The 20,322-nt window shown below is 73.1% G+C and carries 14 protein-coding genes; 3 read left to right on the forward strand and 11 right to left on the reverse strand.

What is annotated here, in order from left to right:
• Positions 1-198: 198 nt before the first annotated feature.
• Positions 199-3,303 carry a putative bifunctional diguanylate cyclase/phosphodiesterase gene (locus EIZ62_RS08845; RefSeq protein ID WP_425281804.1) on the reverse strand — a complete coding sequence of 1,035 codons (3,105 nt, stop codon included), beginning with the start codon at positions 3,301-3,303 and terminating at the stop codon, positions 199-201.
• A gap of 423 nt (positions 3,304-3,726) precedes the next feature.
• Positions 3,727-4,677: a 2-hydroxyacid dehydrogenase gene (locus tag EIZ62_RS08850; RefSeq protein ID WP_156692151.1), complete on the reverse strand. Its 951-nt coding sequence runs from the start codon at positions 4,675-4,677 to the stop codon at positions 3,727-3,729.
• 47 nt (positions 4,678-4,724) lie between these two features.
• Between EIZ62_RS08850 and EIZ62_RS08855 the strand changes: the two genes are divergently transcribed.
• From EIZ62_RS08855 to EIZ62_RS08865, 3 genes are all read left to right on the forward strand, one after another.
• Complete coding sequence (locus EIZ62_RS08855) at positions 4,725-5,747, forward strand: aldo/keto reductase (RefSeq protein WP_156692152.1); 1,023 nt, start codon at positions 4,725-4,727, stop codon at positions 5,745-5,747.
• 83 nt (positions 5,748-5,830) lie between these two features.
• A complete protein-coding gene (locus EIZ62_RS08860) occupies positions 5,831-6,988 on the forward strand; it encodes a PQQ-dependent sugar dehydrogenase (protein WP_156692153.1) in 1,158 nt (385 codons plus the stop codon).
• Between the two features lie 22 nt (positions 6,989-7,010).
• Positions 7,011-7,184, forward strand: a complete 174-nt coding sequence (locus EIZ62_RS08865) for a DUF6191 domain-containing protein (protein WP_425281805.1) — start codon at positions 7,011-7,013, stop codon at positions 7,182-7,184.
• A 128-nt stretch (positions 7,185-7,312) separates the two neighbouring features.
• Here EIZ62_RS08865 and EIZ62_RS08870 read toward each other — a convergent pair whose 3' ends face one another.
• The 9 genes from EIZ62_RS08870 to gatA all read right to left on the reverse strand — a co-directional run bounded on the left by EIZ62_RS08870 (position 7,313) and on the right by gatA (position 20,320).
• Positions 7,313-10,357 carry a helix-turn-helix transcriptional regulator gene (locus EIZ62_RS08870; RefSeq protein ID WP_156692155.1) on the reverse strand — a complete coding sequence of 1,015 codons (3,045 nt, stop codon included), beginning with the start codon at positions 10,355-10,357 and terminating at the stop codon, positions 7,313-7,315.
• A 67-nt stretch (positions 10,358-10,424) separates the two neighbouring features.
• Entirely contained in the window at positions 10,425-10,610 is a 186-nt protein-coding gene (locus tag EIZ62_RS08875; protein ID WP_156692156.1) for a hypothetical protein, read from the reverse strand.
• Between the two features lie 201 nt (positions 10,611-10,811).
• Positions 10,812-11,432, reverse strand: a complete 621-nt coding sequence (locus EIZ62_RS08880) for a hypothetical protein (RefSeq protein ID WP_167536355.1) — start codon at positions 11,430-11,432, stop codon at positions 10,812-10,814.
• Positions 11,433-11,467: 35 nt separating this feature from the next.
• Complete coding sequence (locus EIZ62_RS08885) at positions 11,468-12,031, reverse strand: GNAT family N-acetyltransferase (protein WP_156692158.1); 564 nt, start codon at positions 12,029-12,031, stop codon at positions 11,468-11,470.
• Between the two features lie 18 nt (positions 12,032-12,049).
• Entirely contained in the window at positions 12,050-14,371 is a 2,322-nt protein-coding gene (locus EIZ62_RS08890; protein ID WP_156692159.1) for an MMPL family transporter, read from the reverse strand.
• A gap of 153 nt (positions 14,372-14,524) precedes the next feature.
• Positions 14,525-16,636 (reverse strand): phosphocholine-specific phospholipase C, encoded by a 2,112-nt coding sequence (locus tag EIZ62_RS08895; RefSeq protein WP_156692160.1) that lies wholly within the window; start codon positions 16,634-16,636, stop codon positions 14,525-14,527.
• A gap of 427 nt (positions 16,637-17,063) precedes the next feature.
• A complete protein-coding gene (gene gatB / locus EIZ62_RS08900; protein ID WP_156692161.1) occupies positions 17,064-18,575 on the reverse strand; it encodes an Asp-tRNA(Asn)/Glu-tRNA(Gln) amidotransferase subunit GatB in 1,512 nt (503 codons plus the stop codon).
• 15 nt (positions 18,576-18,590) lie between these two features.
• Positions 18,591-18,830: a hypothetical protein gene (locus EIZ62_RS08905; RefSeq protein WP_156692162.1), complete on the reverse strand. Its 240-nt coding sequence runs from the start codon at positions 18,828-18,830 to the stop codon at positions 18,591-18,593.
• The gene (gene gatA / locus EIZ62_RS08910) at positions 18,827-20,320 is read right to left on the reverse strand and encodes an Asp-tRNA(Asn)/Glu-tRNA(Gln) amidotransferase subunit GatA (RefSeq protein WP_156692163.1); all 1,494 of its coding nucleotides are present in this window, start codon (positions 20,318-20,320) and stop codon (positions 18,827-18,829) included. Before gatA ends, EIZ62_RS08905 begins: the two co-directional genes overlap by 4 nt.
• Between the last annotated feature and the right edge of the window lie 2 nt (positions 20,321-20,322).

Here is a 20,322-nt window from a genome sequence, read left to right on the forward strand (position 1 = left end):
GAGGGTTTTCGCGAGGGTTTAGCTGGTTTGGCAGGTGCCAGTGCAACAAAAAACCCCTCGTGCCGTGAGGCAAGCGAGGGGAGCGCGCCGGTGTGGGTCTGCAGGGCCGTCATCGGGCCGTGCTCAGCCGACGCGCTTTCCAAGTACGAGAATTCGGGTGCGCATGGCATTGACCCTCCCTCCGGCGCACCGTCAGTGTCAAGTGGGTGGGACGCGAGTCTCATTATGTGAGCGAAGCGGATGGGGCACGCGCATCCCTGGAAGGGCGCTCGGGCGGGCGATCGGGACGCCGTTGGGCACGGTGCTGGAGAGCCCGCCCGGGAGGGCGCCCGGCCCGTCACCGGGGGCGCCGCCGGCGAGGGGGCCGGGGAGCGGGTCGGGCGGGGCGGCCGGGGCGGCGCCGGACGCGGTGCTCGCGACGCCGCTCGGGAGGATGCCCGGCAGGGCGCTGCGGAGGGCGCCGGGGAGGGCGCCCAGGGCCCTGGCGCGGACGCTCGCGGTGAACGCCGGGAGGGCGGCTTGGCCGGGCACCGGGAAGTGGTCCCGGTCGAGGGCGCGGCGGAGCCGGTACTCGTCCAGGGGGCCGGAGAAGGCCATGCCCTGCCCATGGGTGCATCCCATCGCGCGTAGCGCCAGGACCTGCTCCGGTACGTCGACGCCGTCGGCCACGGACTCCATGCCGAGGTCGCGGGCGATGCGGAGCAGCCCGCTGGTGATCTTGTGGAGCCGGGCCGATTCGACGACGCCCTCGACCAGCCCCCTGTCCAGTTTCAGTATGTCGACCGGGAGCCGCCGGAGCGCGTTGATCGCCGCGTATCCGCTGCCGAATCCGTCGAGCGCGATGTGCACGCCGAGTCTGCGCAGAGCGGCCAGGCGCTGCTCCAGCTCGTCGAAGGAGATGCGCGGGTCACTTTCCGAGAGCTCGACGATCAGGGAACCGGAGGGCAGCTCGTACTTGGTCAGCAGCGCTTCGACGGTACCGAGCGGCATGGACCGGTCGACGAGCCTGCGGGCCGGGAAGCGCACCGAGACCGGCACGTGGTGGCCGAGTGCGGCGCGCTCGGCGGCCTGTTCGACGGCCTCTTCGAGGAGCCGGCCGCCCGCCTCGGCGCCGCGGTCGGCGTCCTCGGCGACCCGGAGGTACTCGGCGGGGGTGAAGAGGATGCCCTGGGCGGAGCGCCAGCGGGCCTGGGCGGCGACGGCGGCGATCCGGCCGGTGGCGAGGTCCACCACGGGCTGGTGCAGCAGGACGAACTCGTCGTCCTGGGCGGTGGTGCGCTCGCGGGTGGTCAGTTCGGTGCGGCGCACGACGTCGGACTGCATCTGGGGCGCGTACAGCTCGACGCGGTTCTTGCCGCCCGCCTTGGCGCGGTACATGGCGAGGTCCGCGTTGCGCAGGAGGTCCCCGGCGCCGATGCCGGCCTCGGCGAAGGCCACGCCGATGGACGCGGCGACCCGCACCTCCTGGCCCTCGATCCGGTACGGCTGGGAGAGGGTGAGCCGCAGCCGGTCGGCGATCTCCTGGACCTGCGGTTCGCGGGCGGACGGGTCGCGGCTGCCGTCGCCGAGGATCAGGGCGGCGAACTCGTCGCCGCCGAGCCGGGCGGCGGTGTCCCCGGCCCGTACGGAGTCCTGGAGCCGGCGGGCGGCCTGGATGAGCAGTTCGTCGCCCGCCTGGTGGCCGAGCCGGTCGTTGACGCCCTTGAAGCCGTCCAGGTCGATGAAGAGCACGGCCGTGCCCGCGTCGCCCGCGCGGCGCCCGCTGAGCGCCTGGCGGACGCGCCGGGTGAACAGGGCGCGGTTGGGGAGGTCGGTGAGCGGGTCGTGTTCCGCGTTGTGCTGGAGCTGGGCCTGGAGGCGGACCCGTTCGGTGACGTCCCGGCTGTTGAAGATCAGGCCGCCCTGGTGGCGGTTGACGGTGGACTCGACGTTGAGCCAGTCGCCGGTGCCGGACCTGAAGCGGCACTCGATGCGGGTCGTCGGCTCCTCGGACGGCGGCGTGGCGAGGAACCGCCGCACCTCGTGGACGACGCCGCCGAGGTCCTCGGGGTGGATGAGGGAGGCCAGCTCGGAGCCGATGAGCTCGTCCGCGTCCCGTCCGTACACCCCGGACGCCGCCGGGCTGACGTAGCGCAGCACCCCGTCCGGCGCGGCGATCATGATGACGTCGCTGGAGCCCTGCACCAGGGACCTGAAGTGGTTCTCCTTCTGGGCCAGTTCGTGCGTGAGGGCGATGTTGTCGAGGAGCATGATCCCCTGACGTACGACCAGGGCGAGCACGACTGTGCATCCGGTGAAGACGACGACGCGGTCCACCGTGCGGTCCTCGATGACGTTGTAGAGGATGCCGAGCGTGCAGACCGCGGCCGCCAGGTAGGGCGTGAGGGCGGCCAGCGACCCGGCGATGGGACGGCTGGGCTGACGGGGCCCGCGCGGCGGGGCGGGGCTCTCCGGGACGCGGCGGGCGCCCCAGGGGGCGTAGGCCAGCAGCAGTGAGCCGGCGAACCAGCCGGCGTCGAGGAGCTGGCCGGAGCTGTAGTGCTCGCGCAGCAGGGGCGAGGTGAACAGCGCGTCGCACAGGACGGTCAGCGCGAGCGCGGCGATCGCCGTGTGGACGGCGGAGCGGTTGGTGTGGGAGCGCCGGAAGTGCAGCGCGAGCACCATGCTCACCAGCACGATGTCCAGCAGCGGGTACGCCAGCGACAGCGCGGCCCGGGCGACGCTCTCGCCGTCGAACCGGGCGGTGTGCGCGAGGGCGAGGCTCCAGGACAGGGTGAGCAGCGAACCGCCGATCAGCCAGGAGTCCAGCGCGAGGCAGATCCACCCGGCCCGGGTGACCGGCCGCTTGGCGAGGACGAGCAGGCCGACGATCGCGGGTGGTGCGAAGAGCAGGAAGAACACGTCGGCGACGGACGGCTGCGGCACGTCCCTGCCGAGCACGACCTCGTACCAACCCCAGACGGCGTTGCCGCCCGCCGCCATCGCGGAGGAGAAGGCGAACAGCAGCCAGGCGGGCCGGAACCGGCTGCCACGCGTACGTGCGTAGAGGAAGCAGGAGACGGAGGCGATCAGGGCGGCGGCGCTGAGGCCGAAGTCGCCCATGATCAGGGCCAGTTTCTCGGAGCCCCAGCCGACGGCCGCCCCGGCGGCGTACCCGCCGCACAGGACGGCGAGGAGCAGCTGGCACCTCAGCCCCGCCGAGCCGTTGTCCGGGCCGCCGCGGGCGGCGGTCGCGCCGCCGGAGCCTCCGGGGGTGCCCTTGGTGACGGCGGGCCGCTCGACGAGCACGCCCGGGGCGCTCATGACGCCACCTCCGTGAGCGGCTCGGAGCGGTGGGGCCGCCGGGGCGCGGCCGGTGCCGCGGGCGCCGCGGGTCCGGGGGGCGCCGCCGGTGCCAGTGGCGGCGGTGCCAGTGGTGCCGGTGCCAGTGGTGCCGGGATGTGCGGCGCCGGCCGCTGCCGCTTCGTCCGCCGGGACGCCGTCGGGGGTCGCAGCCGGCTGCCCCGTCGCGTCGGTTCGCTTGCCCATCGACCGTGCATCACCCGTCGCCCCCCTCGGATTCTGATCGGCAATCACGTTGCTCCCCTGCGCCGGTTCGTGCTCGACGCGGCCCCCAGATCGGGACGATACACCAGGATCGTCACTCAGGGACAGGGGTGCTCTACGCTCCGTGACGATCATCAGTGTTATGCGCACACACGGCGCCGATATGGCTCCGGAGCGTGTTCAGCCCGTGGTCAGGACGGTGTTCAGCAACGGCGCGCGCTCGGCGAACCGGGTGACCTGTCCGGCGACGAGGCGCTTCGCGCGGGGCATGAACGCGGACGTGGAGCCGCCCACGTGGGGGCTGATGAGCACGCCGGGAGCGTGCCACAGCGGGTGGCCCTGGGGCAGCGGTTCGGGGTCGGTGACGTCGAGCGCGGCCGTTATGCGCCCGCTTCCCACCTCGGCGAGGAGCGCCCCGGTGTCGACGACGGGACCCCGGGCGACGTTCACCAGCAGCGCTCCGTCCTTCATGCGGGCCAGGAAGGCGGCGTCCACCAGGTGGTGGGTGTCGGGCGTGAGGGGCGTGGACAGGATGACCACGTCCGCCTCCGGGAGGAGTGCGGGCAGATCGGTGAGCGCCTGCACAAGACCGCGCTCGGTAGCACGTGCGGAGCGCGCGACGCGCGCCACCCGCGCGCACTCGAAGGGCGCGAGCCGGTCCTCGATGGCCGCGCCGATCGATCCGTACCCCACGATCAGGACCGACTTGTCGGCCAGCGCCGGGTAGAAGCCGGCCCGCCACTCCTCCCGGTCCTGGCCACGGACGAACCCGGGGATGCCACGCAGCGAGGCGAGGACCAGCGCGAGGGTCAGCTCGGCGGTGCTCGCCTCGTGGACGCCCTTCGCGTTGCACAGGGCCACGCCGGGCGGCAGGGAGCCGAGTCCGGGCGTCACGTGGTCCGTCCCCGCCGACAGGGTCTGCACGACGCGTACGGAGGTCATGGCGGCCATCGGGCGGACCGCGATCTCCGTGCCCTTCATGTAGGGCACGACGTAGAAGACGCAGTCGGCCGGGTCCGCGGGGAAGTCCGGGCCGCCGTCCCAGAAGCGGTAGGTCAGGCTGGAGCCGGCCGGGTCGGGGAGCCCGGCGATCTCGCCGGCCGGAATGGGGAGCCACACGTCAGCAGTCATGGTCAGGAGGTTAGTTTGGGGAGCGGCACGAGGAGGGGTACGGGGAGTTGGAGCGCAGGACGATCGGGGCGACGGCGCTCGAAGTGGGGGCGGTCGGCCTCGGCTGCATGCCGATGAGCTGGGCCTACAGCGCCTCGCGACAGCGCGGTGACCGCTCCGTGCGCACCGTGCACGCCGCGCTCGACGCCGGGGTGACGCTGCTGGACACGGCGGACATGTACGGGCCGTTCACCAACGAGCTGCTGCTGGGGCGGGTGCTCAAGGAGCGGCGGGCGGACGCCTTCGTGTCGACGAAGTGCGGGCTGCTCGTCGGCGACCAGCACATCGTGGCCAACGGGCGGCCGGGGTATGTGCGGCGGGCGTGCGACGCCTCCCTGCGACGGCTCCAGACCGATGTCATCGACCTGTACCAGCTGCACCGTGCCGATCCGGAGGTCCCGGTCGAGGAGACCTGGGGCGCGATGGCGGACCTGGTGACGGCCGGCAAGGTGCGGGCGCTGGGCCTGTGCGCGATGGCGGTGCGCTCCCCGCGCCGGGCCGCGCCGGGGACACCCGCCGCGGACCTGTACGAGGGAACGATTCGGCAGCTGGAGCGGGTGCAGCAGGTGTTCCCGGTGAGCGCGGTGCAGGCCGAGCTGTCGGTGTGGTCGCCGGAGGCGCTGCGGCGGCTGCTGCCCTGGTGCGAGTCGCGGGGCGTGGGCTTCCTGGCCGCGATGCCGCTGGGCAACGGGTTCCTGACCGGGACGCTGACGCCGGGCGGCGGCTTCGAGCCGGAGGACCTGCGGGCGCGGCACCCCCGGTTCACGGCCGAGATGATGGCCGCGAACCAGCCGCTCGTGGTGGGGCTGCGGCGGGTCGCGCGGCGGCACGGCGGCGAGGCGGCGGGCGTCACGCCCGCACAGGTCGCGCTGGCGTGGGTACTGGGACGGGGCCGGCACGTCGTACCGGTGCCGGGCACGAAGAACGAGCGGTGGGCCGTGGAGAACGCCGGGGCGGCCGGGCTGTCGCTGACGGCCGAGGACCTGGCCGAGATCGCGTCGCTGCCGCCGGCCCTGGGGTCGTGGGACTGATTCCGCGCCCCGAGCGGTGTATCAAGGGTGGACACGCGGCTCACACCGCCGTTGAAGGGATCGGAACTGTGCAACGTCCTGCTGTGACGGCCGTGTTGGCCGCTGGTCTGGTGCTCCTGGTGGCCGGGTGCTCGTCGGAGGGCGGGGCGCCGCCGGTCGACGGCGCCAGCGCCGGCTCGCCTCCCGCCTCCGCCGCCGCCCCGCCCTCCCCCGCCGCCTCCCCGTCCACGCCGTCCGCGCCGCCCGCCAAGGGCTCGGTGAAGGTCGTGTCGACTCTCACCGAGGGCCTGAAGTCGCCGTGGGGCCTGGCCGCCCTCCCGGACGGCGACCTGCTGGTCTCCTCGCGCGACGAGGGCACGATCACCCGGGTCGACGGAGAGAGCGGCGCGAAGACCGTGATCGGCTCGGTGCCCGGGGTCGCGCCGGCGGGCGAGGGCGGCCTGCTGGGTCTCGCGGTCTCACCGGACTTCGCCTCGGACCACCAGGTGTACGCGTACTTCACCACCGAGTCGGACAACCGCATCGCCCGCATGCTGTACGACGAGAAGAAGCCGGCCGGCCAGCAGCTGGGTGCGCCCGACACCGTGCTGCGGGGCATCCCCAAGGGCACGATCCACAACGGCGGGCGGATCGCCTTCGGCCCCGACAAGATGCTGTACGCGGGCACGGGCGAGACCGGCGACACCGGCCTGGCCCAGGACAAGGACTCGCTGGGCGGGAAGATCCTGCGGATGACCCCGGACGGCCAGCCGGTGCACGGCAACCCCACCGCCGACTCGGTCGTCTACTCGTACGGGCACCGTAACGTCCAGGGGCTGGCCTGGGACGCGGACAAGCGGCTGTGGGCGGCCGAGTTCGGGCAGAACACCTGGGACGAGCTGAACCTGATCCAGCCCGGCAAGAACTACGGCTGGCCCGAGGTGGAGGGCAGGGGCAGCGAGTCCGGATTCGTCGACCCGGTCGCCCAGTGGAAGACCGCCGACGCCTCCCCGAGCGGCATCGCCGTCGCGGAGGGCTCGGTGTGGATGGCGGGCCTGCGGGGCGAGCGGCTCTGGCGCATCCCCCTGTCCGGCGCGGAACCTTCCGCCGACCCCCAGCCGTTCCTGGAGGAGCGGTACGGCCGGCTGCGCACCGTCCTCGCGGCCGGCGGGGACCAGGTCTGGCTCGTGACCAGCGAGACGGACGGCCGCGGCACACCGGAGAAGGGCGATGACAAGATCCTCCGGCTGGAGGTGAAGTGAGAGGCGGCAAACCGTGTTCAACGTGCTGGAACAACTCTTCGCCCCGGGCCGCAAGCACACCGACGACGAGCTCCGGCGGCTGGAGCTCACCCGTGAGGACCTGGGCGACACCGACCCCGCCCGCGGCCCCATAGACCTCGCCTCCGGCACGGTCACGGTCCGCGTCCCGCCCCGGACGCCGGCTCCGGAGGCCTGACGGGGGGAGGCGGGCGCGGGCGGTGGCCGCCGCGTCGGCCCCGGGCGCGACACGGCTGGGGCGGCACGGCGGCCCCGGACGCCTGACCGGGCGCCGCGCCCGCCCCGGTGCGGGAACCGGCGGAACCGTCAGGCGGGGACTTCGGGGAGGAGACGGAGGCGGTGGGTGAGGGCGGCCGCCTCGCCGCGGCCCGCGACGCCGAGCTTGCCGAGGATGTTGGAGACGTGGACGCTCGCCGTCTTCGGGGAGATGAACAGCTCCTCGGCTATCTGGCGGTTGGTGCGGCCCACCGCGACCAGCCGCAGCACGTCCTGCTCGCGGGGCGTGAGGCCGAAGCCCTCGTCGTCCGGCTCCGGTTCGGCGGCCACCGGGGCCCGGAGGGACAGGCGGGCGCGGGCGGCCAGCAGCTCCAGGTCCTCCCGCAGCGGGCGGGCGCCCAGGTGGACGGCGACCATGTGCGCCTCGCGCACCAGCTCACCGGCCCGGTCGCGGTGGCCGCCCCGGGCGAGCAGCGCGTCCGCCCAGCGGTGCCGGGCGCGGGCCAGCTCGTAGGGGCGCTCCAGCGGGCCGAGGGCCACCACGGTCTCCGCCCAGCGGTCGGGGTCGTCCCGTCCCTCGGCGCGGGCCAGCTCGGCGCCGACGAACAGGGCGTGCGCCTGCCACACCGGGACCGGGGTGGCGAGCCGCTTCGCGTACGTGCGGATCAGCTCCAGCGCCTCGGCGCGCCCCTCCTCCGCGCTGGGCAGCCCGCGCGCCTCCGCCTCAGCCGTGGCGGCCGTGAGCAGCAGGGGCCAGGCGTACCGCTGGCTGCCGACCGGGAAGCCGTCCCGTGCCGCGTCGGCCAGCCCGGTCCGCACGTCCGCGAGCCGGCCATGCCCGGCGGCGAGGCCGAGCTGGACCTGGGCGAGCGGCAGCAGGTACTGCACCATGGGGTCGTGCTTGCCGTAGGCGTCCCGGGCCTGCGCCAAGTGCTCGGCGGCGGTGGACAGTTCGCCGCGGAGCCAGGCGAGGTGGGCGCGCCGCAGATGCGCGCCCCCGCGCGGCTTGGTGCTGTAGGCGATGCGGTGGAGCCGGTGCGCGCCCTCGCTCGCCTCGTCCCAGTGGCCCAGTGACATCCGCGACTCGACCAGGTTGGTCAGGACCCAGCCCTCGTTGTCGCGCAGGCCGCACTCGCGGGAGTACCGCAGGCCCTCCTCGGCGATCCGGACCGCTTCCCGGGACCGCCCGACGGCCTCCAGGCAGGAGGGGATGTTGACGTAGGCGCGTCCCGCCTCGTGGCGCACGCAGGACTCGCGGGCCAGCTCCAGGACGGCGTGCATCTCCCGCAGACCGGCCTCGATGTCACCGGCGTCGACCATCAGTCCGCCGAGGGTGAGGCGGGCGTTGAGCTCGACCGCCTCGGCCTTGACCAGGCGGGCGTACTCGACGGCCCGTTCGGCGGCGGCCAGGCTCTCGGGGCCGGGCGCGTGGAGCATGCCCCACCCGGCGGCGACCGCGAGGACCCTGGCGTGCACGGCGGACGGCGGCAGACCGCGCACCAGGTCCTGCGCGGTGGCGAGTTCGGCCCAGCCGTCACCGCGGCCGAGGTTCGACATGAGCTTGGACCGCTCGGTCCAGAACCAGGCCGCCCGCTGCGGGTCCTTGCCGCCGGCGCCGCCGGACGGGTCGGCGTCCTCGTCGAGGAGGCGCAGCGCACGCTTGACGATCTTCAGGGCCCGCTCGCGCTCGCCGCACAGGCGCGCGGCGACCGCCGCCTCGGCCAGCAGGTCGAGGTAGCGCAGCGGGGTGGTCTCGGGGCAGCCGCACGCGGGGTAGGCGTCGGCGTAGTCGATGGGCCGCAGGGAGGCGCGTACCTCCTCGGGCACGTCGTCCCACAGCTCCAGGCCGCGCTCCAGCAGCCGCATCCGCTCGGCGTGGGCGTGGCGCTTGCGGGCCTCGACGGCGGCGCTCAGGACGACGGGCAGCGCCTTGGCGGCGTCGTGCGCGTGGTACCAGTAGCTGGCGAGGCGGGTGGTGCGCTCGTCGGCCCGTACGAGACCGGGGTCGGCCTCCAGGGCTTCGGCGAACCGCCGGTTGAGGCGGGAGCGCTCGCCGGGCAACAGGTCGTCGCTGACCGCCTCGCGCACCAGGGAGTGGCGGAAGCGGTAGCCCTCGCCGTCGGGCACGGCGAGCAGGATGTTGGCGTTGACGGCGGCGCGCAGCGCCTCGATGAGGTCGTCCTCGGGCAGCCGGGCGACGGCGGCGAGCAGGCCGTACTCCACGGTGGAGCCGCCCTCGGCGACGATCCTGGCGACCTTCTGGGCGTCCTCGGAGAGCCGCTCCACGCGCACGAGGAGCAGGTCGCGGAGGGACTCGCTGAGCCCGCCGGACGCGCAGCCGCTCTCCTGGCAGACGACGAGTTCCTCGACGAAGAAGGCGTTGCCGTCGGAGCGGCGGAAGATGTCGTCGACGAGGGCGGCGGCGGGCTCGGCGGCCAGGATGCCGGTGAGCTGGCGGTGGACCTCCGTGCGGGTGAACCGGGGCAGTTCGATCCGGCGAACGGTCCGCAGCCGGTCCAGCTCGGCGAGCAGCGGCCGCAGCGGGTGGCGGCGGTGGATGTCGTCGGCGCGGTAGGTGGCGACGACGACGAGCCGGCCGCGGTGCAGGGTGCGGAAGAGGTAGGCGAGCAGGTGCCGGGTGGAGGCGTCGGCCCAGTGCAGGTCCTCCAGGGCGAGGACCACCGTGCGGTCGGCGGCGACGCGCTCCAGGAGGCGGACGGTCAGCTCGAAGAGCCGGGCGGTGCTGTCCTCGTTGTACGGCTCGGGCCCCGCCGCGTCGCCCAGTTCGGGCAGGAGCCGGGCCAGTTCGCCCTCCTGGCCCCGGGCGGCGGCGGCCAGTTCGTCGGGGAGCTTGCGGCGCAGGTCGCGCAGCGCGGTGGAGAACGGTGCGAACGGCAGGCCGTCCGCGCCGATTTCCACGCATCCGCCGAGGGCGACGACCGCGCCCTGGGAGCACGCCTCGCCGAGGAACTCCTCCAGCAGGCGCGTCTTGCCGACGCCCGCCTCGCCGCCGACGAGCAACGCCTGGGGCTCTCCCGCGGTGGCGCGGGAGAGCGCTTCGGTGAGTGCGGTCATTTCACCGGCTCGGCCGACGAACACCGGACTGACGGACCTGTTCTCCACGGTGCCGAGCATCGCACAGGGGTGTGACAGCGCGGCACCGGTTATCGGCACGACGTCCATGTCCCGCGCCCCCCGTCGCTCACGCGGCCGTGACGAAGCGGTCGTGTTCGGTGTTCACCCGCCCTTCGGGGGCGTGTGCGCCGGACCGGCGGCCGAGGGCGAAGCGGGACTTCCGGGCGGAGCGGGCGAGGTTGAGCAGCCGCTGGGTGTCGGCCTCGCGAACGAGGTCGGCGTGCAGGGCCTGCTGGAGCTCGTAGGTGAACATCTGGTTCTCCCTGGTGTGTCGGGGCGTTTCGCTGATGCCTCGACTCTCGCGCCCCAGGGGGTCGCGGCGCATCGGGAGACTGCCGCATTCGCGCGGCGGGAGGGTCCTTAGGCGCGCCCACGGAGGACTCAGCCGGCCGTGAACGCGCCTAAGTCGTGTCGCGAAACCCCCGCCTCAGGAACCTTCGCAGTGTCCTCAGCCTTAGGAGCCGGTCGAGGGCAGGAGCAGGAAGAGGTCGGCGTACATGCCGGCGGACAGCAGCAGTCCCAGGCCTCCGAGTACCGCTCCGGCGAGGGCGACCGCGCGGATCCACAGGGGGCGCCGGGAGCGGGAGAGCACGACGAGGCCGGTGATCACCGCGACGAGGGCGAACAGGCCGTTCACGAGGGCGGTGGTGTGCCAGGCGTCGCCGTAGATCTCGGAGATCTGCTGGGCGGGCGAGCCGGTCTGCGAGGTGGTGATCTGCCCGATGAGCGTCTCGCGCTCGGAGGCGACGCGGCCCAGCCAGGTGCCGGTCAGCGAGGCGATGCCGAGTGCCGTGGCGACGACCGCCGCCGCGGCGGAGGCGAGGCCGGTGCCGGGCCCCGTCCGGAGCCCGGCCCGCGCCCCCGGCCCGTCCCGGTCGTCCGGCTCGCCGTCGTCGTCCCGCTGCTCCTGGTCGAACTCGGCCGCGTGCTCGTCGTCGTACGCGGGCTGGTGCTCCGGCGCGTCGGCGGCCGTCCCCGCCACGGGCTCCGTCCCGGGAGCGGTCGCGGTGGTCTCCTCGCCGGTGGTGGCCCCGGTGGCGGCGCCCTTGTCGGTCTTGGTCGTCGTGGGGTTCATGCGCGGCACGCTAGGTGCCGTTTCTGAGAGGGCCCTTAACGCGCGTCCGGCTGTGCCGCGCGCCACTCCGGGGCGAGCACGGACCAGACCTCCATGTCGTGCCGGACGCCCCGGTAGGGGTAGCTCTCCCGGAGCACCCCCTCCTTGGTCATGCCGAGCCGCTTGGCGACGTTGATGCTCGCGGTGTTGGCCGAGGAGACCTGCCACTCGACGCGGTGCAGCCCGCGCTCGTTCAGCGCCCAGTCGATCAGGACGCGGACCGCGCGGGTCACCAGCCCCCGGCCGGCCGCCGACGGCTCCAGCCAGCAGCCCGCCTCGCAGGTGCCGGCGGCGACGTCCATGACCCGCAGCAGGACGCCGCCGACGAGGGTCCCGTCCAGCCAGATGCCGAGGATGCGGCCGGTGTCGGCGGCGGCCTTGTCGGCGTACGCCTGGAGGAACGCCCGCGCCGAGACGAGGTCGGTGCACACGGTCGGGAGCGCGACGTACCGGCCGATGTAGTCCCGGCCCCGGTCCATGTGGGCCAGGTACTCCTCGGCCCGCCAGGGCTCCAGCGGGCGCAGTTCCGCTCCGTCGTCACCCAGGGATATCGCGAACACCGTCGTGCCCTCCGTGGCTCACGGCACGAGCTGTCCGTCGTCGCTCGCGCGCTGCCACGGGATCTTCGCATGATCGGGATCGCGGCACTCGGGGTTTTCGATGCTGATGCGGGGCAGGAGGCGGTCGAGCCAGCCGGGCAGCCACCAGTTGGCGCCGCCGAGCATGTGCATGAGGGCCGGGACCAGGAGCGTACGGAGGACGAACGCGTCCAGGGCCACGGCCGCCGCGAGGCCGATGCCGAACATCGCGATGACCCGGTCGCCGGAGAGGACGAACGCGAGGAAGACGGCGATCATGATGACGGCGGCGGAGTTGATGACCCGGCTCGTCTCGGCGAGGCCCACGCGGACGGCCCGCCTGTTGTCCCCGGTCTCCAGCCACTCCTCGTACATCCGGCTGACCAGGAAGACCTGGTAGTCCATGGACAGCCCGAAGAGCACCGACACCATGATCACCGGCAGGAAGGGTTCGATGGGCCCCGCCCGGCCGAGTCCCAGCAGTTCGGTACCGATGCCCCACTGGAAGATCGCGACGACCACGCCGAAGGCCGACGCCACGGCGGCCACGTTCATCAGGGCGGCCTTCAGCGGGATGCCGATCGAGCGGAAGGCGAGCAGGAGCAGCAGGCAGCCCAGGGCGATGACGACGCCCACGAAGAGCGGCAGCTTGCCGACGATGACCTGGGCGAAGTCGTCGTAGCCGGCGGTGACGCCGCCGACGTACACGTCGAGGGAGGTGCCGTCCGCCGCGGCCGGCAGGACGTCGGCGCGCAGCCGGTCGACGAGGTCGCTGGTCTGCTCGGACTGCGGGGACGACTCCGGTACGACGGTGAGGACCGCCGTGTCGCCGCCGCCGCTGTACGTGACCGGGCCGACCGATTCGACGCCGTCGGTGGCGCGCAGGGTGCCGGGCAGCGCGGCGAGGGCGAGCCGGTCGTCGGCGCCGTCGAGCTCGGCGACCAGGGTGAGGGGGCCGTTGACGCCGGGGCCGAAGCCGTCGGCGAGCAGGTCGTAGGCCTGGCGCGTGGTGGAGCCGGCCGGGTTGTTGCCCTGGTCGGAGGTGCCGAGGTGGAGGCCGAACGTGGGCAGGGCGAGGACCACCATGACCACGGCGGCGACGGCGCCGAGCAGCTTGGGGTGCCGTTCGACGAACGCGGACCAGCGGGCGGCGAACCCGGTCGGCAGCTCGGGTTCCGGACCGTGCTCGATCAGCCGGGCGCGCTCGCGGCGGGACAGCGCGCGCATGCCGATGAACGACAGCAGCGCGGGCAGCAGCGTCACGGACGCGGCGACCGTGAGGACGACGGTCAGGGAGGCCGCGACGGCGACGCCGTTGAGGAAGCCGAGCCGCAGTATCAGCATGCCCAGCAGTGCGATGCAGACCGTGGCGCCGGCGAAGACGACGGCCCGGCCGGTGGTGGCGACGGCGTTCCGCGCGGCTTCGGCGACCGGCAGGCCGCGTTTGAGGCCCTTGCGGTGGCGGGTGACGATGAACAGCGCGTAGTCGATGCCGACGCCGAGGCCGATGAGCAGGCCCAGCATGGGGGCGAAGTCGGCGACGGTCATGACGTGACCGAGCAGCCCGATGCCCGCGTAGGCGGTGCCGACGCTCACGAGGGCGGTGGCGATGGGGAGCAGGCTCGCGGCGAGGGAGCCGAAGGCGAGGAAGAGGACCACGGCGGCGACGGCCACGCCGACGATCTCGGCGGTGTGGGAGGAAGGGGCCTCGGTGACGCCGACGGCACTGCCGCCGAGCTCCACCTGGACGCGGTCGTCCGCCGCCGCGCGGACGGTGTCGACGACGGCCTCGATCTGCGCGGGCGGGATCTCGTCGGCGTGCCGGTCGAAGGAGACGGTGGCGTAGGCGGTACGCCCGTCCTCGCTGATCCTGCCGGGTGCGGAGGTGACCTCGGGCCCTTGTGCGGCGCCGTCGGCCGGGGCGGCGGAGCCGCCGGTGGCCGCGCCCTGGGCGGGGCTCTGGGCGGGCGCGGCGGCGGTGCCGGTGCCGGTGCCGGGGTCGTACGGGCCGGTGACGGAGGCGACGCCGGGCAGCCCGGCGACCTCGTCGAGCACGTCCGTCATCCGGTCCTGGACGGCGGCCGCGCGGACGCTGCCCTGGGTCGTGTGCCAGACGATGGTGTCGGAGTCGCCGCCCTGGCTCGGGAAGTTCTTCTCGAGGAGCGCGGCGGCCCGGCCGGACTCGGTGCCGGGGACGTCGTAGTCGTTGGAGTACGCGGAACCGGCGACCCCGGAGGCCGCCGCGACACCGACCAGGGCGAGGAGCCAGAGCAGGACGGCGGCGAGGCGGTGCGTGATGCACCATCGGGCGATGGCTGCCAACGGGTGTGCTCCCTGAGTGGTGCGTGCTCTTTATCGGGAACTGCCCGCAAAGAACGCATGACCTACGTACCGCCACTCTGGCAGCCTAAAGAGATCGTTTGTCCCTTTCGTGGCGATACTCACAGGCCGGGCGTCCCGGTGCCCGGGTGCGGCTCAGCCGGAGACGCTGGGGCGTCCGTTCTCGATGTGGCCCATCAGCCGCCGCCGGAAGCCGTCCGGGCCGGTGATCTCGACGTCGTACCAGCCGTGCGCGTCGGCGGCGGAGTGCACGACGGTACGGCTGCGGCCCGCCCTGACGATGACCCGGCGGGTCCAGTCGGCCAGGTCGTCCTCGTCGACGTAGCCGAGGGGGCGGACGGTGAAGGTGACCGGCGCGTCACCGGTGGCGGTGAGCGTCAGGTGCAGGTCGCGCTCCTGCGCGTCGATCCGCGAGGTGACCTCGGCACCGCCCGCCGCCGGGCCGGCGAACTCGCGGCGGAAGCCGTTCGGGCCGGTGACCGTGAAGCGGTACGCGCCGTCGTCGCGTCCGGCGCGGGTAAGGGGCACCCTCCATTGCTCGGTGCCCCTTACGTCCTGGTGCTGCGGGACGGGGAACTCACCGGCGTACGGATACAGCGCGAAGTGCGCGCTCGCCCGTCCGGTGTTCCGGAGGGTGACCACCAGGGCGTCCCCGGCCACGCGCGCGTGCGCGTCCGGCTGGTAGGGCAGGGGCCGCGCGGGCCGGGTGCCGGGTTCCTGGACGGGCATGCGCTGCTCGGCCGGCGGCCGCGGGCGCCAGCGGCCGGTGAACGGCGGAACGGCACCGGGCGGCTCCACCTCCGGTCGCGGGCGGCCGCGCCGGAAGTCGAACGCGGACGTCAGGTCGCCGGTGACCCGGCGGCGCCACGGCGTGATGTTGGGCTCCCGGACTCCGGTCCAGACCTCCAGGAAGCGGATCACCGAGGTGTGGTCGAAGACCTCGGAGCAGACGTGGCCGCCGACCGTCCAGGGCGAGACGACGAGCAGCGGCACCCGGATGCCGAGCCCGGTGGGCAGCCCCTTCCACCGCTCGTCGGTGTCACCGGCGGGCGGCACGGGTGGCGGGACGTGGTCGAAGAAGCCGTCGTTCTCGTCGTAGTTGATCAGGAGGACGGTGTGCCGCCAGACGTCCGGATGGGAGCCGAGGGCGTCCAGCACCTTGTAGACGAGGGTGGCGGAGGCGATCGGGGAGGACGATCCCGGGTGCTCGGAGTCGATCGCGGAGGGCACCAGGTAGGAGACCTCGGGCAGGGTGCCCGCCGCCACGTCGGCGCGGAAGGCGTCGGCCAGGGTGCCGGTCTCGACCCGGCGCAGCCCGCGCTCGAACAGCGACCGCTCCCGGGCGGTCAGCGTGGCGACGCCGTCCTCCAGGGCGGTCAGCAGCCGCTCCCGTTCCGCCGGGTCCGCGGTGTCGCGCACGGCCGCGTAGAAGGACTCCATGAAGGTGTGGCCGCCGGTGCCGGCCAGCGCCTTGCGGGCGATCTCCTTGAAGGTGGTGAAGAACTCGATGTTGTTGTCGGTGAAGTTCTCCCACTCCGTGTACGTCTTCCACGTCCGGCCCGCCTGCTCCAGGCGCTCGGCGTAGGTCGGCCACGGGTAGCCGGGGTGGGTGTCCTCGGCGTACGCGGCGTTGGTGACGGCGCGCGAGCCGTCGGCCTCGTACCCCGTCCAGCCGCTCCACAGGTGGTTGCGGTTGGGGCTGGTGGAGGTGTGGATCGAGGAGTGGTACGCGTCGCAGATGGTGAAGGTGTCGGCGAGCTCGTAGTGCAGCGGGAGGTCACGGCGGTCGTAGTACGCCATCGTCGCGGCCGTCTTGGCGGAGACCCAGCCGTCCATCCACCCGTCGCGCCACGCCTTGGCGCCGCCGCCCCAGGAGTGGTCGAGGTCGCCGATGTACTGGAGGTCCTTCTCCTGCGAAACGGCCGCGTCCCGGACGGGGAAGGGCAGCACGGTGCGGCCCAGTGGGCCCGGCTGTTCGAACACCGGCTTGCCGGAGGGCAGTTCGACGGCGTTGCGGTCACCGAAGCCGCGGACGCCACGCAGGGTGCCGAAGTAGTGGTCGAAGGAACGGTTCTCCTGCATCAGGACCACCACGTGCCTGACCGCCCGCAGTCCGCCGGAGGGCGGAGCGGCGGCCATCGCGGCCCGGAGCGAGGGCGGCAGCAGGGAACCCGCCGCTGCGGCGCCCAGGGCACCTCCGCCCAGCGCCAGCACACTCCGGCGCGACACGTCGCGCTGCGGCGACACGCGCCCCTGCCTCGAAGCGTCCCTCTGCCGCGAATCGTCCGGTGACACGCTCGACCTCCCGTCGACGGCTCAATGGTCCGACCGCGTTCCATTGAGTGGTACGGCCGGGACGGTAGTGAGCGCGGATGTCGGCGGAAAGACCTGGCGACGACAGCGCGGTGAATGTCCAAGGGTCGTGACGGAGAGTCCAAGCGACCCGTCCCCTTCGCACCCCTTGCCCCGGTAAGGGGCGGGCCTGTCTGGCAACTCCACGACAGGTGGGCATGAGCCCGGAAGTCGGGGGCAGAAGCACCGCAGTTCCCCCCACGGGACGGTACCCGGTCCCCGCCACTCCCCTCCCCCCGGTGGCGGGGACCGCCGGTCCACGACTCGGCCCCCGCACCCACCGGGTGCGGGGGCCGAGCACTGCCGACTCGGGCGCCCGGCGTCAGCCCTCGACGCCGAGCTTCTCCAGGATCAGCTCGCGCACGCGGGCCGCGTCCGCCTGGCCACGGGTCGCCTTCATGACCGCGCCGACCAGGGCGCCGGCCGCGGCCACCTTGCCGCCGCGGATCTTGTCCGCGACAGCGGCGTTGGCGGCGATCGCCTCGTCCACGGCCGCACCCAGCGCGCCCTCGTCCGAGACGACCTTCAGGCCCCGCTTCTCGACGACCGTGTCCGGGTCGCCCTCACCCGCGAGGACGCCCTCGATGACCTGGCGGGCCAGCTTGTCGTTGAGGTCGCCGGACGCCACCAGCTCCGCCACCCGGGCCACCTGCGCCGGGGTGATGGGCAGCGCGTCGAGGGACGTACCCGACTCGTTGGCGTTCCGGGCCAGTTCGCCCATCCACCACTTGCGGGCCTGGTCCGACGGGGCGCCCGCCTCCGTCGTGGCCACGATCAGGTCGACCGCGCCCGCGTTGAGGATGGACTGCATGTCGTGCTCGGAGACGCCCCACTCCTCGCGCAGCCGGTTGCGGCGCACGCGCGGCAGCTCGGGCAGCCCCTGACGGAGCTCCTCCACCCACGCACGGGACGGGGCCACGGGCACCAGGTCGGGCTCCGGGAAGTACCGGTAGTCCTCGGCCTCCTCCTTGACCCGGCCGGACGTCGTGGAGCCGTCCTCCTCGTGGAAGTGACGGGTCTCCTGGACGATCGTGCCGCCCGCGTTCAGCACGCCCGCGTGACGGCTGATCTCGAAGCGCACGGCACGCTCCACGCTCCGCAGCGAGTTGACGTTCTTCGTCTCCGAACGCGTACCGAACTTCTCGGTGCCGTGCGGACGCAGCGACAGGTTCACGTCGCAGCGCATCTGGCCCATCTCCATACGGGCCTCGGAGACGCCCAGCGCCTTGATGACCTCGCGCAGCTCGGCGACGTACGCCTTGGCGACCTCGGGCGCGCGCTCACCGGCGCCCTCGATCGGCTTGGTGACGATCTCGATCAGCGGGATACCGGCCCGGTTGTAGTCCAGCAGCGAGTGCGAGGCGCCGTGGATACGGCCGGTCGCCCCGCCGACGTGCGTCGACTTGCCGGTGTCCTCCTCCATGTGCGCGCGCTCGATCTGCACGCGGAAGACCTCGCCGTCCTCCAGCTGGACGTCCAGATAGCCGTTGAAGGCGATCGGCTCGTCGTACTGCGAGGTCTGGAAGTTCTTCGGCATGTCCGGATAGAAGTAGTTCTTCCGGGCGAAGCGGCACCACTCGGCGATCTCGCAGTTCAGCGCGAGGCCGATCTTGATGGCGGACTCGACGCCGACCGCGTTGACCACGGGGAGCGAGCCCGGCATGCCGAGGCAGGTCGGGCAGGTCTGCGAGTTGGGCTCGGCGCCCAGCTCGGTGGAACAGCCGCAGAACATCTTGGTCCTGGTGCCGAGTTCGACGTGCACCTCGAGCCCCATGACGGGGTCATAGGCGGCGAGGGCCTCGTCGTACGGCACCAGCTCGGTGATGACGGTCACGATGGAACTTCCCTCTCAGCCGAACAGGACGTCGTCGTCACCGATGCGCTTCAGCTCGCGCACCAGGATGGCGAGGCCGGTCGCGATCGCGGCGGCCGACACGACGGCGTCGAGCAGCAGCAGCGTGTCGCTCTCGCCACGCGCCTTCCGGGCCTGCTTGACCACGCTGAGCGCGCCGAAGGCGGTGGTGCCGATGGACAGATACGTTCCGGCCCGGGACTTCTTGAAGCCCTTGGCCTTGGTCAGTGCGCTCACAGCGACGGAGCCTCCTCCAGCAGCGGGTGTCCCCACTTCTCCACGAAGGCGGCCTCGACGGCCGCACCGACCTTGTAGAGGCGGTCGTCCTTCATGGCGGGGGCGATGATCTGCAGACCGACCGGCAGGTCGTCCTCCGGCGCCAGGCCGCAGGGCAGCGACATGGCGGCGTTGCCGGCCAGGTTGGTCGGGATGGTGCACAGGTCGGCGAGGTACATCGCCATCGGGTCGTCGGCACGCTCGCCGATCGGGAAGGCGGTGGTCGGCGTCGTCGGCGAGACGATCACGTCGACCCGCTCGAAAGCCTTCTCGAAGTCCCGCGTGATCAGCGTCCGGACCTTCTGCGCCGAGCCGTAGTACGCGTCGTAGTAGCCGGAGCTGAGCGCGTACGTACCGAGCATGATGCGCCGCTTGACCTCGTCGCCGAAGCCGGCCTCACGGGTCAGCGCCGTGACGTCCTCGGCGGCCTTCGAACCGTCGTCGCCGACCCGCAGGCCGTACCGCAGGCCGTCGAACCGCGCGAGGTTCGACGAGCACTCCGACGGGGCGATCAGGTAGTACGCCGACAGCGCCAGGTCGAAGGACGGGCAGTCCAGCTCGACGATCTCGGCACCCAGCTCCTTCAGCAGCTCGACCGACTCGTCGAACCGCTGGACGACGCCGGCCTGGTAGCCCTCGCCGCGGAACTGCTTGACGACGCCGACCCGCATGCCCGCCACGCTGCCGTTGCGCGCGGCCTCCACCACCGGCGGCACCGGGGCGTCGATCGACGTGGAGTCGAGCGGGTCGTGGCCCGCGATGACCTCGTGCAGCAGCGCCGCGTCCAGGACCGTACGCGCACAGGGCCCGCCCTGGTCCAGGCTGGAGGAGAACGCCACCATGCCGTAGCGGGACACCCCGCCGTACGTCGGCTTGACGCCGACCGTGCCGGTGACGGCCGCGGGCTGGCGGATGGAACCGCCCGTGTCCGTGCCGATCGCCAGCGGCGCCTCGTACGACGCCAGCGCCGCGCTCGAACCGCCGCCCGAACCGCCGGGGATCCGGGTCAGGTCCCACGGGTTGCCGGTCGGCCCGTACGCGCTGTTCTCCGTCGACGACCCCATGGCGAACTCGTCCATGTTGGTCTTGCCGAGGATCACGACGTCGGCGGCCCTCAGCCTCGTCGTCAGGGTCGCGTCGTACGGCGGGAGCCAGCCCTCGAGGATCTTCGAACCGACCGTGGTCGGCATGTCCTTCGTGGTGAAGATGTCCTTGAGCGCCAGCGGTACGCCGGCGAGCGGGCCGAGCTTCTCGCCCCTGGCCCGCTTCTCGTCCACGGCACGCGCCTGGGCGAGGGCGCCCTCGCGGTCGACGTGCAGGAACGCGTGCACCTTCTCGTCGACGGCCTCGATCCGGGCCAGGTGGGCCTCGGTGACCTCGACGGCGGTGAGCTCGCCGGACGCGATCTTCTCCGCGATCTCGGCGGCGGTGAGCTTGATGATGTCGGCCATGG

Source organism: Streptomyces ficellus (genome assembly GCF_009739905.1).
Taxonomy (GTDB): Bacteria; Actinomycetota; Actinomycetes; order Streptomycetales; family Streptomycetaceae; genus Streptomyces; species Streptomyces ficellus_A.

Excerpts from the sequence above, each read along its gene's own strand:
- EIZ62_RS08845 (WP_425281804.1), bottom strand. The coding sequence starts at position 3,303 with ATGAGCGCCCCGGGCGTGCTCGTCGAGCGGCCCGCCGTCACCAAGGGC.
- EIZ62_RS08870 (WP_156692155.1), bottom strand. The coding sequence starts at position 10,357 with ATGCTCGGCACCGTGGAGAACAGGTCCGTCAGTCCGGTGTTCGTCGGC.
- EIZ62_RS08880 (WP_167536355.1), bottom strand. The coding sequence starts at position 11,432 with ATGAACCCCACGACGACCAAGACCGACAAGGGCGCCGCCACCGGGGCC.
- EIZ62_RS08875 (WP_156692156.1), bottom strand. The coding sequence starts at position 10,610 with ATGTTCACCTACGAGCTCCAGCAGGCCCTGCACGCCGACCTCGTTCGC.
- gatA (WP_156692163.1), bottom strand. The coding sequence starts at position 20,320 with ATGGCCGACATCATCAAGCTCACCGCCGCCGAGATCGCGGAGAAGATC.
- EIZ62_RS08850 (WP_156692151.1), bottom strand. The coding sequence starts at position 4,677 with ATGACTGCTGACGTGTGGCTCCCCATTCCGGCCGGCGAGATCGCCGGG.